The following is a 13,610-nucleotide window of genomic DNA, read 5'->3' on the forward strand; positions in this document are numbered from 1 at the left end:
CCCCCGGCGGCGGCCCGGACGGCCGAGGCCCGGCGCCCCCGCTCGGGGGCACCGGGCCTCGGATCCGGCGCGACCGTGTCCGATCAGGCGTCGAACACCTCGTTGACCAGCTGCTCCTGCTCCTGCTCGTGGCGCTTCTTCGAGCCCACGGCCGGCGAGGAGCCGTGCGGGCGCGAGATGCGGCGCAGACGCTCGGCGCCCGGGATGTCCGCACCGACGGCCAGGTCCAGGTGGTCGATCAGGTTGAGCGCGATGAACGGCCAGGCACCCTGGTTCGCCGGCTCCTCCTGGGCCCACAGGTACTTCTCGGCGTTCGGGAACTTCGCGATCTCGGCCTGGAGCTCGGCACCCGGCAGCGGGTACAGGCGCTCCAGGCGGATGATCGCGGTGTCCGTGGCGCCGCGCTTCCTCCGCTCCGCGTCGAGGTCGTAGTAGAACTTGCCGGAGGTGAAGACGACCTTGCGGACCGCGCTCGCCTCGACGCTGTCGTCGCCGATGACCGGGCGGAAGCCGCCCGTGGTGAACTCCTCCGCCTTCGAGGCCGCGGCCTTCAGGCGCAGCATCGACTTCGGGGTGAAGACGATCAGCGGCTTGTGGTGCGGGTTGTGCACCTGCCAGCGCAGCAGGTGGAAGTAGTTCGACGGCAGCGACGGCATGGCGACCGTCATGTTGTTCTGCGCGCACAGCTGGAGGAAGCGCTCGGGGCGGGCCGAGCTGTGGTCCGGCCCCTGGCCCTCGTAGCCGTGCGGGAGCAGCAGGGTGACACCGGAGTGCTGGCCCCACTTCTGCTCGGCCGAGGAGATGAACTCGTCGACGACCGTCTGCGCGCCGTTGACGAAGTCGCCGAACTGCGCCTCCCACATGACCAGCGCGTTCGGGCGGGCCAGCGAGTAGCCGTACTCGAAGCCCATGGCCGCGTACTCGCTCAGCAGCGAGTCGTAGACGTTGTAGCGGGCCTGGTCCTCGGTCAGGTAGAGCAGCGGGGTGTAGTCCTCGCCCGTCTCCTGGTCGACCAGGACCGCGTGGCGCTGCCCGAAGGTGCCGCGGCGGGTGTCCTGGCCCGACAGGCGGACCGGGGTGCCCTCCATCAGCAGCGAGCCGATGGCCAGCGTCTCGCCCATGCCCCAGTCGATGGTGCCGTCCTCCACGGAGGCGGCGCGGCGCTGGAGCTGCGGGAGCAGGCGCGGGTGGACGGTGATCCCGTCGGGGATGTTGACCTGGGAGGCGGCGATCCTCTTGACGACCTCCTGGGAGACACCCGTGGTCACCGAGACCGGGAACTCGGGCTCCGCGTCCGGGACGTGCGTCGGTGCCGGGTGGCTGGTGGCCTCGCGGACCTCCGCGAACACCTTCTCCAGCTGGCCCTGGAAGTCCTGGAGCGCCTGCTCCGCCTCTTCCAGGGTGATGTCGCCCCGGCCGATCAGCGACTCGGTGTACAGCTTGCGCACCGAGCGCTTCTTGTCGATCAGGTTGTACATCTGCGGGTTGGTGAACTGCGGGTTGTCGCCCTCGTTGTGACCGCGGCGGCGGTAGCAGATGAGGTCGATCACGACGTCCTTGTTGAACGCCTGGCGGAACTCGAAGGCCAGCCGCGCCACGCGGACCACGGCCTCGGGGTCGTCGCCGTTCACGTGGAAGATCGGCGCCTCGATCATGCGGGCCACGTCGGTGGCGTACATCGACGAGCGCGAGGACTCCGGGGCGGCGGTGAAGCCGACCTGGTTGTTGATGATGACGTGGACCGTGCCGCCGGTGCGGTACCCGCGCAGCTGCGACATGTTGAGCGTCTCGGCCACCACGCCCTGGCCGGCGAAGGCCGCGTCGCCGTGCAGCGCGATCGGCAGCACGGTGAAGTCGGTGCCGCCCTTGTTGATGATGTCCTGCTTGGCGCGGGAGACGCCCTCCAGGACCGGGTCGACGGCCTCCAGGTGGGAGGGGTTGGCGACCAGCGAGACCTTGATCTGCTCGCCGTCCAGGCCCGTGAAGGTGCCCTCGGCGCCCAGGTGGTACTTCACGTCGCCGGAGCCGTGCATCGACTTCGGGTCGAGGTTGCCCTCGAACTCGCGGAAGATCTGCGCGTAGGACTTGCCCACGATGTTGGCGAGCACGTTCAGACGGCCGCGGTGGGCCATGCCGATGACGACCTCGTCCAGGCGCGACTCGGCCGCGGAGTCGATGACCGCGTCGAGCAGCGGGATGACCGACTCGCCGCCCTCCAGGGAGAAGCGCTTCTGGCCGACGTACTTGGTCTGCAGGAAGGTCTCGAAGGCCTCGGCGGCGTTCAGCCGGCGCAGGATGCGCAACTGCTCCTCGCGCTCCGGCTTGGTGTGCGGGCGCTCCACCCGGTCCTGCAGCCACTTGCGCTGCTTCGGGTCCTGGATGTGCATGAACTCGATGCCGGTGGTGCGGCAGTACGACTCCCGCAGCACGCCGAGGATGTCGCGCAGCTTCATCATCGACTTGCCGGCGAAGCCGCCGACGGCGAACTCGCGCTCCAGGTCCCACAGCGTGAGCCCGTGCTCGGTGATGTCCAGGTCGGGGTGCTTGCGCTGGCGGTACTCCAGCGGGTCGGTGTCGGCCATGACGTGGCCGCGCACCCGGTAGGAGTGGATCAGCTCGAAGACACGGGCGGCCTTGGTGACGTCGTCGTCGTGCGAGGCGTCGATGTCCTTGAGCCAGCGGACCGGCTCGTAGGGGATCCGCAGCGACTCGAAGACGTCGTCGTAGAAGCCGTCCTCGCCCAGCAGGAGGTTGGCCACGATCCGCAGGAACTCGCCCGACGCGGCGCCCTGGATGACGCGGTGGTCGTAGGTCGAGGTGAGGGTCATCACCTTCGAGATGCCCAGCTTGTTCAGGGTGTCCTGGGAGGTGCCCTGGAACTCGGCGGGGTAGTCCATCGAGCCGACGCCCATGATGACCGACTGACCGGGCATCAGGCGGGGCACCGAGTGGACGGTGCCCAGGCCGCCGGGGTTGGTCAGCGAGACGGTGACGCCGGTGAAGTCGTCCATCGTCAGCTTGTTGTTGCGGGCGCGGCGGACGATGTCCTCGTAGGCCTGCCAGAACTCGAAGAAGTTCAGCGTCTCGGCCTTCTTGATGCCCGCGACGACGAGCTGGCGGTCGCCGTTGGGCTTCACCAGGTCGATGGCGAGGCCGAAGTTGACGTGGTCGGGCTTGACCAGCGTCGGCTTGCCGTCCTTCTCCGCGTAGCTCCAGTTCATCGACGGCATGGCCTTGATGGCCTGCACCATGGCGTAGCCGATGAGGTGGGTGAAGGAGATCTTCCCGCCCCGGGCCCGCTTGAGGTGGTTGTTGATGACGATGCGGTTGTCGAAGAGGAGCTTCACCGGCACCGCGCGCACGGAGGTGGCCGTGGGCAGCTCCAGCGAGGCGTTCATGTTCCTCGCCACGGCGGCCGACGGCCCGCGCAGCGTCACGAACTCGGTGCCCTCGGGCGCCTCCGCGGCCGGCTTCTTCGCCGGTGCGGCCTTCGGCGCGGGAGCGGGGGCCTTCGCGGGAGCGGCCGGGGCGGCCGCGGGGCGGGCGGGCGCGGGGGCGGCGGCCTGTGCGGGAGCCGCCGCCGGCTGCGCGGCGGGCGCAGCGGGGGCCGGGGTGGGGGCCGTGGCGGTGCCGGCCGCCTTGTCCTTGTCCGCCGCGCCGGCTCCCGGCTTGTAGTCGGCGAAGAAGTCCCACCAGGCACGATCGACCGAATTGGGGTCCTGGAGGTACTGCTGGTAGATCTCGTCGACGAGCCACTCGTTGGCACCGAAGGCGGCGGCAGGGCTCTGACCCTGGGCGCCTTGGTCGGCCTGGAGGCTCGAGTTACTGGGGGACTGAGACGACACGGCGAGAACCGCCCTCTTCCGCTTCACAAGGTGATGGACAGCGGAAATAAAGGCTACGCCTCCCTGGCCGGGAGGTGCAGACCGGGCGGCGCATCGTCGCGCAAGTCACACCGAAAGTCGGGTTTCGGGGTTGTGAATGGCGGGAAACACATCCGGTTCTGCACAGGCGAGGGTACGCGGCCTCACGACCGCGGCCCTCGTGGCCTGTAGCCTTCTTCCCGCCTCGCCCCCTGGTACGCGGGGCAAGGCCTTCCGGTTCGAACCCTACGTCAACCCCGGGGTGCGGGAATGCCCGGAAGGGTGACGCGTATGCGGCAGCCTCGTGCAGATTCGGCCACGCCGATCCGGCCGCCGTGCAGATCCACCGCCCAGCGGGCGATCGCCAGCCCCAGCCCCGTGCCGCCGTCGCTGCCCGGACCGTGCGGGGAGGCGGTCTGTCCCCGGTTGAAGCGCTCGAAGACCTTGTGCCGCTCCTGCTCCGGGATGCCCGGCCCCTCGTCCAGCACCTCCAGCTCCAGCGACTCGTGCCCGAAGCCGCGCCGGGCCCGCACCGTCACCCGGCCGTGCGGGGGCGAGTGCCGCACGGCGTTGTCGATGAGGTTGGCCACGACCTGGTGCAGCCGCTCCGCGTCCGCGTGCGCGGTCAGCTCCGGCGGGGACACGTCCAGGTGCAGATGCACGTCGGTGCGGGTGTGGCGGCCCGAACCGGAGGCCGGCCCCCGCTGCGAGGAGGCGAGGTTGGCCTCCCTCAGCACCCCGGACAGGTACGGCCACACCTCGAAGCGGCGGGGCCGCAGCGGCAGCACCCCGTTGTCCAGACGGGACAGGTCCAGCAGCGTCTCCACCAGCCGGCCCAGCCGCTCGGTCTGGGTCAGCGCCGTGCGCATGGTCTCCGGGTCGGCCGCGGAGACCCCGTCGACCACGTTCTCCAGCACCGCGCGCAGGGCGGCGATCGGGGTGCGCAGCTCGTGCGAGACGTTCGCCACCAGCTCCTTGCGGTGGCGGTCCACGGCCTCCAGGTCGTCGGCCATGCGGTTGATCGTGACGGCGAGGTCGCCCAGCTCGTCGCGCCGGTCCGCGCCCCGCACCCGGCGTGTGTAGTCGCCGTGCGAGATGCCCCGGGCCACCCGGTTCATCTCGTCCAGCGGCGCGGTCAGCCCGTGCGCCACGAACTGGGTGATCAGCAGCGTGGCGATCATCGTGAAGATCGTGATGAACCGCACCTCGGTCTTGCTGTGGAAGGCCATCAGCATCAGACCGGTGGTGATCAGGACCGAGACGACGACGAGGGTGCTCAGCTTCGTCTTGATCGAGATCGTGAGGGTGCCGAACCCCAGCCGGCCGCGCGGGCGCGGGCTCATGAAACCGGCGTCTCCAGGGCGTAGCCGACCCCGTGCACCGTACGGATGCGCTCCGCGCCGATCTTCCGCCGCAGCGCCTTGATGTGGCTGTCCACGGTGCGGGTGCCGGAGGCGTCGGCCCAGTCCCACACCTCCGCGAGCAGCTGCTCCCGTGAGAGCACCGCCCGGGGCGTGCCGGCCAGGCACACCAGCAGGTCGAACTCGGTGGGGGTCAGATGGACGTCCTCGGCCCGTACGCGCACCCGGCGCTGCGCGTGGTCGATCTCCAGCTCCCCGAGCCGCAGGATCCCGCTGCGCGGCGTCACCGCGGCCAGGGCCGCCCGCTCCACCCTCCGCAGCAGGACGTGCACCCGGGCGGCGAGCTCGCGCATGGAGAACGGCTTGGTCATGTAGTCGTCGGCGCCGACCCCGAGGCCCACCAGCATGTCGGTCTCGTCGTCACGCGCGGTGAGCATGAGCACCGGCACCGGCCGCTGCGCCTGCACCCGGCGGCAGACCTCCAGGCCGTCGAAGCCGGGCAGCATCACGTCCAGCACCATCAGGTCCGGCTGCCAGGACTCCGCCGCCTCCACGGCGGCGGGGCCGTCGAGCGCCGTCTGGACCAGGAAGCCCTCGGCCCGGAGTCTGGCGGCGATGGCGTCCACGATCGTCGCGTCGTCCTCGACGACGAGCACCCGCCGCTGGGCGCCCGGCGTCGCCGCCACGCCGCTGTGGCTCGTGTGTGTCTGCTCCATCGCCCCGCCTCTTGGCCCGTTTCCTGCGTCCTGGACATGGTGTTGGTGACGGGCTCCGGGGCCCGTGTGCACAGCAGCGTACGGGCATCCGCGCGTCGACGGCTACGCAGGGCTAACAGCGAGGTGGACCACGTCCGGAACGCCCCGGGCAACCGTGATCTCTTCCGTCCGTACCGCGGTGAATCCGGCATTCCGCAGTGCTTCCTCGAACGGGGCGGACGGCTTCGCCGACCACACCGCGAGCACGCCGCCGGGCCTCAGCACCCGGCGGCAGCTGGCCAGACCGGAGGGCGAGTACAGCGCCGAGTTGTCCTCGGTGACCGTCCAGTCCGGACCGTTGTCGATGTCCAGGCACAGGGCGTCGAAGCGGTCGGCGGTGGTGCGCAGGTACGCGACCAGGTCCGTGCGCAGGATCACGCTGCGCGGATCCCCGAGGGCCTCGCCGGAGACGGCGGCCAGCGGCCCCGAGCGGTGCCAGTCGACGATCGCCTGCTCCCGCTCGACCACCACGATCCGCCGCCAGTCGGAACCCGCGGCGGCGTGGGCGAAGGAGAACCCCACGCCGAGTCCGCCGATCAGCACGCTGGGGGCGACGTTGCCCGTCTGCAGGGCGCCGTGGGCGGCGTCGACGAGCAGCCGCTCGGAGCGGCCGTCGGAGGTGTCCATCAGGAAGCACCCGTTGGCGATGATCTCGTGGACGGCCTCGGCCCCCTCCCCGCGCCGACGCAGCACCACCTCGCCGTGGGGGCCCTCGCGCCGCTCCAGGACGACGGGTGCGCCGGGGGCGGCGGGGAGCGGCATGGCGGGGACCTCCGGTGGCTGGTGCGGCGGTGGCGCGTCGGGCTGCGGGGAGCCTTCCCCCATCCTGGCCGGTCATCCGCGGGGCGGCCAAACCGCGGGGCGGCGGCTCACGGCGCCGGGCCGGTGCCCGCGGGCGGGCTGCCACCGGCGGCTCCCGCGGGGCCCGGTCCAGTCCGTGGCGGCATGGCGGAGGCTGCTCAGTCCGTGCCGGCATGGGGAGGCTGATCAGTCCGTGGCGGCATGACGGAGGCTGACCAGCGGAGCCTCCGCCCGCCAGCCCAGCGCCTCGTAGAGCGCCCGCCCGTCCGGCGTGCCCCCCAGCACCCCGGTGGTGGCGCCTTGGGCGAGGGCGTCCTCGCACAGTGCGTGCACCACCAGCCGGCCGAGCCCGCGGCGACGGTGCGCCGCGGACGTCTCGATCCGGTCGACGACGGCCGTGCCGCCCGTCGGGGCGACCTGGCCGCGGGCGGCGAAGGAGCCGTCGCGGGCGGTCACCAGCACACGGGTCACGCCGCCGCGCCGCCAGCTGCGCAGCGCGTAGCCCTCGGGGACGCCGGGGCGGGGGCCGTGTCGCAGGGGGGAGCTCATGAGCCAGCCCGGGCCGTCCTCGCGCCACTCGGGCCCCGCCCACCGGCGCACCGGCGCCGGGTCGGCGAAGACCTTGAGCCAGACGGTCGGGGCGGCCGTCGCGGCGGCCACCTCGCGCACGGTGGCCTCGTCGGTGGCGGTGAGCACGTGCCGGGTCGCCTGGAGGGCCTGCCCGACGTCCACGGTGAAGCCCCAGGGGCGGGCCGCGGGCTCGGCCGCGCCGCGCGAGACGGCCCAGCCGCGGACCCATGCCTCGACGAGGGAGGAGGTGCTGCCGAGGGACACAGGTGCTCCCGATCCACGAGAAGTAAGTGACTCATGCGGTGCGTGACTATTACCGACGTGGATCATTAGACCGTGTCCGGCCGCTCCTGACGACACCGTGCCCGGGTGATCCCGGTCACCCGTCGCCCCGGCGTACGCCCCAGCCCGCACCGCGGGTGCCGACCCCGGGGTGCGGGCCGCTCCTCACGGTCCGGCCGGAGGCTCCAGGGGGTGGCCCGTGGTCGCGTCGACATGGTCGGGGATCGCCTCGTGCCGGTCCCCGACCGAGACGGTGCCGGTCGGCTCGAACATCAGGATCGACGTCGGGACCGGGGCGTAGGGCCGGTGCTCCGTGCCGCGCGGCACGGTGAAGACCTCGCCGCGGTCGAGCCGGACCGTGCGCTCGCCCGCCGGCTCGCGCAGGCCGATGTGCAGCGTGCCGTCCAGGACCAGGAAGAACTCGTCCGTGTCCTCGTGGGTGTGCCACAGGTGCTCGCCGTGCACCTTGGCGATCCGTACGTCGTAGTCGTTGACGCGGGTGACCACGCGCGGGCTCCACAGGGCCTGGAAGGAGGCCAGGGCGGCTTCGAGGGAGAGGGGTGTGTCCATGGCCCCATCGTTCCCGGCCCGCCGGGGGAGAACGAGTGCTAGGAATGGCATATGTCGCCCGGATCCTCTCACTCACCCGCCACCGCCCCTCCGCCGGTCGCCGGCCGGACCCGGGGATCCCCGGGGGTCCCCGCCACGGCCCGTGGCGAGGGCGCGGGTGCGCCGCCCTCCGGTCTGCACCGGGTCGTGGTCCTCGTGGACGAGAACTCCAACCCCTTCGAGCTGGGCTGCACCACCGAGGTCTTCGGGCTGCGCCGCCCGGAACTCGGACGCGAGCTGTACGACTTCCGCCTCTGCGCCGCCGAGCCCCGGACGCTCATGCGGGACGGATTCTTCACCCTTACGGGGGTCGCCGGTCTGGAGGCCGCGGAGACGGCGGACACCCTCGTCGTCCCCAACCGGCCCGACGTCGCCGTGCCCCGCCGCCCCGACGTGCTGGACGCCGTCCGGCGGGCGCACCGCCGCGGAGCACGCCTGGTCGGCCTGTGCAGCGGGGCGTTCACCCTGGCCGAGGCGGGGGTGCTGGACGGACGCCGGGCCACCGCCCACTGGCAGTGGGCGGAGGACTTCCGCGCCCGCTTCCCCGCCGTGCGGCTCGAAGCCGACGTGCTCTTCGTCGACGACGGCGACATCCTGACGGCGGCGGGCAGCGCCGCCGCGCTGGACCTGGGGCTCTACATCGTGCGCCGCGACCACGGCAGCGAGGTCGCGGGCGCGGTCAGCCGCCGGCTCGTCTTCGCCGCCCACCGCGACGGCGGGCAGCGCCAGTTCGTCGAGCGGCCCGTCCCCGACGCCCCCGACGAGTCCCTCGCCCCCGTGCTGGCGTGGGTGCAGGCCCGGCTGGACGCGCCGATGACCGTCTCCGACCTCGCCGCCCGGGCGAAGGTCAGCCCCGCCACCCTGCACCGCCGGTTCCGCGCCCAGCTCGGGACCACGCCGCTGGCCTGGCTGACCGCGGAGCGGCTGGCCCTCGCCTGCCGGCTGATCGAACGCGGGGAGACCGGTGTCGAGGTGGTGGCCCGGCGCAGCGGCTTCGGCAGCGCGGCCCGCCTGCGGGTGCTGATGCGCCGGGAGACGGGCCTCTCCCCGAGCGACTACCGCCGCCGCTTCGGCCCGCAGCCCGCCTCCGAGGGGCGGTAGGGCACGCACGGACGCGGGCCCGCCGGTTCGCCGGAGGGCCCGCCCGCCGGCCTCTCAGTCCCGCGGCCACATGACGTGCCCGTCACGGCGCGCCAGGCGGTAGAGGACTCTCGAGTACACCAGGGTCGCCGCCGCGACCGTGCTGGTGACGACCGCCAGTGCGAGGACGCCCAGCAGTGCGGGCCACTGGCGAAGGGAGTCACGGCACCGCTCGTACTCCGTGTACGCGGGGTCGATCAGGGGGCCGCGGCACATGTCCCCACCGGACGGCGAGGCGTAGTCGGTGACCATCAGGTAGGCGAACCACACCCAGGCCGCCACGGCCACGGCCGACCACAGCAGCGCCCGCCTGCCGACGCGGCGCGCCTCCCGGGGGTCCTGGACGGTGTGCGCCGGTGCGCTCGCCGCGCTGCCCGGCGCCTGCCCGTCCGATATCTCGTCGCTCAAGTCTCCCCCTCGTGTGTGGCGATGATGGAACGTCAGTTCATCACAGGGCCCCGGCGCGCTGCAGCGGCGCCCCGGCTCCGCGGCACCTGCGCGGGCTCGATCCGGCTCGGGGAGGTGTGGCGGGCGCCCGGTCGCGTCGCTTGGTGCATCGTGACGGGGCGCTGAGCTGCGGAGTGAAGGAAGAGCTGGTCCGGCCGGCCCGGATCTGTGCAGGCCGACTCTGCGTTGCGGACCGAGGCTCGGCTATGTCCTGCACCGAGGCGATGCCGTCGGGCAGGCGGAGGAGGAGAACGTCCCAGCTCATGTGAACCTTCCAGGTGGGGAAACGGTAGGTGGACTGCCGCGGGGTTCGGCCCGGGTGGGGTCGGCCTCCCGCGGGCGAGATCACGCTCTGCCCCGGCGCACTGTCGCGGTCGCCTTCTAGGGTCGTCCGTATGATGATCGACACTGGGGCCGCCGGGTTGCTCTTCGAGTCCCTCCGGGCGGACGCCCTCACCAGCCCGGACCACCTGCGCGAGCTCTACTCGCAGCCGAACCCGACCTCGCTCCGCAAGGAGAACGACCGGCTGACCGAGGAGGCCCGGGCGCTGATCGGCTGTTCCTCGCTGGTGTTCATCGGCAGTGCGGACGCCGAGGGCCGGGCGGACGTGACGCCGCGTGGCGGTCCGGCCGGGTTCGTCTCGGTGCTGGACGAGAGAACCTTGGCGATCCCCGACGCGACCGGCAACAAGCGGCTCGACACCATGCACAACGTGCTGCAGACCGGACGCGTCGGTCTGCTCTTCCTCGTCCCCGGCCGCCCCGACACGCTGCGCGTCAATGGCCGTGCCTGTGTCTCGGCGCGTCCGGAGTTGCTCGCCCGACTCACTCCGGTCGGAAAGCAGCCGGTCACGGCGATCGTGGTGCAGGTCGAGCAGGTCTATCCGCACTGCCCGAAGTCGCTGATGCGCGGCAACGCCTGGAAACCGGATCGGTGGTTGCCTGCTGACGCCCAGCCGACCAGTGCAGAGGTGACGCTGGCCCAGCTGAACCTGCCGGGCCTGACCGTCGACCAGATCGAGGAGGCCGAACGGGAGTCACTGCGCCTGCGCTACGAGTGACCTCGGGCCACGCGCGGGTCCTTCCCGGGTGGCGCCGGCCCTTGTGCGACCTGATCCCGCGCGCGACCCGTCACCGGCCGACCGGGCACTCGATGCAAGGTCACGCAGGCCGATGGGCAGTCGCATGCAGCCTTGGTGCGGACGGTGCAGGGTCCCCCGCATCGGACACGGGCCCTCCGATCGCTGAGAGCGAACAGAGCAGGGGAACATCCCGAGGCTCACATGCATTGAGTCGGTACAGCTCAACTTGCCTGCCTAAGGGGAGATCATGGCTGCCGATTCCACGGCCCGTACACCGCTCACGCTGCCCGTCCTGCCCCTCGACGACGAGGTCGTCCTGCCGGGGATGGTCGTCCCACTCGACCTGTCCGACACCGATGTGCGGGCCGCGGTCGAGGCGGCGCAGGCCGCGGTGCGCTCCTCCGGCAACAAGCCGAAGGTGCTGCTCGTTCCCCGGGTCGACGGCACCTACGCCGCGACCGGCGTCCTGGGGACCGTCGAGCAGGTCGGACGGCTGTCCGACGGCGACCCGGGCGCCCTGATCCGCGGGGTCGGCCGGGTCCGCATCGGAGCGGGGACCACCGGGCCGGGCGCCGCCCTGTGGGTCGAGGGCACGGCCGTCGAGGAGGCCGGACCGGGGGCGGCCTCCGGTGACGGGCCGCTTCCCGGGCAGGTCGCCGAGCTGGCCAAGGAGTACAAGGCACTCGCCACCGACTGGCTGAAGCGCCGCGGGGCGTGGCAGGTCGTCGACCGGGTGCAGCAGATCGAGGACGTCTCGCAGCTCGCGGACAACGCCGGCTACTCGCCGTTCCTGACCACCGCACAGAAGATCGCGCTGCTGGAGACCGCCGACCCCGTCGCACGCCTCCGCCTCGCCACCGAGCAGCTGCGCGAGCACCTGGCCGAGCAGGAGGTCGCCGAGGCGATCGCCAAGGACGTCCAGGAGGGCGTGGACAAGCAGCAGCGCGAGTTCCTGCTCCGCCGCCAGCTGGACGCGGTGCGCAAGGAGCTGCGCGAACTCAACGGCGAGTCCGAGGGGGAGGAGTCGGACGACTACCGCGCCCGCGTCGAGGCCGCCGAACTGCCGGAGAAGGTCCGCGAGGCGGCGCTGAAGGAGGTCGAGAAGCTGGAGCGGGCCAGCGACCAGTCCCCCGAGGGCTCCTGGATCCGCACCTGGCTGGACACCGTCCTCGAACTGCCCTGGAACGCGCGGACCGAGGACGCCTACGACATCCCGGGCGCCCAGCGGGTGCTGGACGCCGAGCACGCGGGCCTGACGGACGTCAAGGAGCGGATCACCGAGTACCTCGCGGTGCGCAAGCGCCGCGTCGACCGCGGCCTGGGGGTCGTCGGCGGCCGCCGCGGCGGTGCCGTGCTCGCGCTGGTGGGCCCGCCGGGCGTCGGAAAGACCTCGCTCGGCGAATCGGTCGCCCACGCCATGGGGCGCTCGTTCGTCCGGGTCGCGCTCGGCGGAGTGCGCGACGAGGCCGAGATCCGGGGCCACCGCCGCACCTATGTCGGCGCCCAGCCCGGGCGCATCGTCCGCGCCGTCAAGGAGGCCGGTTCGATGAACCCGGTCGTGCTGCTCGACGAGATCGACAAGCTGGGCTCCGACTTCCGGGGCGACCCCGCGGCGGCCCTCCTCGAAGTGCTGGACCCGGCCCAGAACCACACCTTCCGCGACCACTACCTGGAAGTGGAACTCGACCTCAGCGACGTGGTCTTCCTGGCGACCGCGAACGTCCTGGAGGCCATCCCGGAGGCGCTGCTGGACAGGATGGAACTGGTGCGCCTCGACGGCTACACCGAGGACGAGAAGGTCGTCATCGCCCGGGACCACCTGGTCCCCAGGCAGCTGGAGCGGGCCGGACTGGAGCCCGGCGAGGTCACCGTGGACGAGAGCGCACTGCGCCGCCTGGCGGGGGAGTACACCCGGGAGGCGGGCGTGCGGAACCTGGAGCGCTCCGTGGCGCGGCTGCTGCGCAGGATCGCCGCGCAGAGCGAACTCGGCGACCGGAAGCTGCCGTTCACCGTCACCGACGGCGAACTGCGGGCCCTGATCGGCCGGCCCCACCACGTCCCGGAGTCCGCGCAGGACCCCGCCGAGCGGCGCACCGCCGTGCCCGGCGTGGCGACGGGGCTGGCCGTCACCGGAGCCGGAGGCGACGTGCTCTTCGTCGAGGCGTCGCTCGCCGACCCGGAGACGGGCGCGGCCGGGCTGACGCTGACCGGCCAGCTGGGCGACGTGATGAAGGAGTCCGCGCAGATCGCACTGAGCTTCCTGCGTTCGCACGGGGCCGAGCTGGAGCTGCCCGTCGCCGACCTCAAGGACCGGGGCGTGCACATCCACTTCCCCGCGGGGGCGGTGCCCAAGGACGGCCCGAGCGCCGGCGTCACCATGACCACGGCCCTGGCCTCGCTGCTCTCCGGCCGCCTGGTGCGCACCGACGTGGCGATGACGGGAGAGGTCTCGCTGACCGGCAGGGTGCTGCCCGTCGGAGGCGTCAAGCAGAAGCTGCTGGCCGCCCACCGGGCGGGCATCACCACGGTGGTGATCCCCAAGCGGAACGAGCCGGACCTGGACGACGTCCCGGAGGAGATCCTCCGCACGCTGGACGTCCACCCGGTCAGCGACGTCCGCCAGGTGCTCGCCCTCGCCCTCGCCCCGGCCGAGGCACCGGTCACCGCGGCGGCCTGACGCGGGGCGGTGCGGCGGCCCGC

The 13,610-nt window shown here is 72.4% G+C and carries 10 protein-coding genes; 3 read left to right on the top strand and 7 right to left on the bottom strand.

Annotated elements, in window-relative coordinates; translation table 11 throughout:
* Positions 1-83: 83 nt before the first annotated feature.
* From ACGF15_RS04595 to ACGF15_RS04620, 6 genes are all read right to left on the bottom strand, one after another.
* Complete coding sequence (locus ACGF15_RS04595; RefSeq protein ID WP_345613009.1) at positions 84-3,845, bottom strand: multifunctional oxoglutarate decarboxylase/oxoglutarate dehydrogenase thiamine pyrophosphate-binding subunit/dihydrolipoyllysine-residue succinyltransferase subunit; 3,762 nt, start codon at positions 3,843-3,845, stop codon at positions 84-86.
* Positions 3,846-4,114: 269 nt separating this feature from the next.
* Positions 4,115-5,206: a HAMP domain-containing sensor histidine kinase gene (locus ACGF15_RS04600; RefSeq protein ID WP_345613011.1), complete on the bottom strand. Its 1,092-nt coding sequence runs from the start codon at positions 5,204-5,206 to the stop codon at positions 4,115-4,117.
* Complete coding sequence (locus tag ACGF15_RS04605) at positions 5,203-5,940, bottom strand: response regulator transcription factor (RefSeq protein WP_256523041.1); 738 nt, start codon at positions 5,938-5,940, stop codon at positions 5,203-5,205. Before ACGF15_RS04605 ends, ACGF15_RS04600 begins: the two co-directional genes overlap by 4 nt.
* Positions 5,941-6,042: 102 nt before the next feature.
* Complete coding sequence (locus tag ACGF15_RS04610) at positions 6,043-6,741, bottom strand: spermidine synthase (RefSeq protein WP_345613014.1); 699 nt, start codon at positions 6,739-6,741, stop codon at positions 6,043-6,045.
* Between the two features lie 225 nt (positions 6,742-6,966).
* Entirely contained in the window at positions 6,967-7,614 is a 648-nt protein-coding gene (locus tag ACGF15_RS04615; RefSeq protein ID WP_345613016.1) for a GNAT family N-acetyltransferase, read from the bottom strand.
* A 183-nt stretch (positions 7,615-7,797) separates the two neighbouring features.
* Positions 7,798-8,202 (bottom strand): cupin domain-containing protein, encoded by a 405-nt coding sequence (locus ACGF15_RS04620; protein ID WP_345613018.1) that lies wholly within the window; start codon positions 8,200-8,202, stop codon positions 7,798-7,800.
* 186 nt (positions 8,203-8,388) lie between these two features.
* Here ACGF15_RS04620 and ACGF15_RS04625 point away from each other — a divergent pair, with 186 nt between their 5' ends.
* Positions 8,389-9,342, top strand: coding sequence for a GlxA family transcriptional regulator (locus tag ACGF15_RS04625; RefSeq protein ID WP_392796910.1), 954 nt, complete (start codon positions 8,389-8,391; stop codon positions 9,340-9,342).
* A 54-nt stretch (positions 9,343-9,396) separates the two neighbouring features.
* Here ACGF15_RS04625 and ACGF15_RS04630 read toward each other — a convergent pair whose 3' ends face one another.
* A complete protein-coding gene (locus ACGF15_RS04630) occupies positions 9,397-9,789 on the bottom strand; it encodes a hypothetical protein (RefSeq protein ID WP_345613022.1) in 393 nt (130 codons plus the stop codon).
* Positions 9,790-10,223: 434 nt separating this feature from the next.
* On the opposite strand from ACGF15_RS04630, the gene ACGF15_RS04635 reads away from it, so the two are divergent.
* Positions 10,224-10,889: an MSMEG_1061 family FMN-dependent PPOX-type flavoprotein gene (locus ACGF15_RS04635; RefSeq protein ID WP_392796911.1), complete on the top strand. Its 666-nt coding sequence runs from the start codon at positions 10,224-10,226 to the stop codon at positions 10,887-10,889.
* 268 nt (positions 10,890-11,157) lie between these two features.
* Positions 11,158-13,587 carry an endopeptidase La gene (gene lon, locus ACGF15_RS04640; protein WP_392796912.1) on the top strand — a complete coding sequence of 810 codons (2,430 nt, stop codon included), beginning with the start codon at positions 11,158-11,160 and terminating at the stop codon, positions 13,585-13,587.
* Positions 13,588-13,610 lie beyond the last annotated feature (23 nt).

This window comes from Streptomyces sp. NPDC048001, from assembly GCF_043203115.1.
In the GTDB taxonomy this organism is placed as follows: domain Bacteria; phylum Actinomycetota; class Actinomycetes; order Streptomycetales; family Streptomycetaceae; genus Streptomyces; species Streptomyces sanyensis.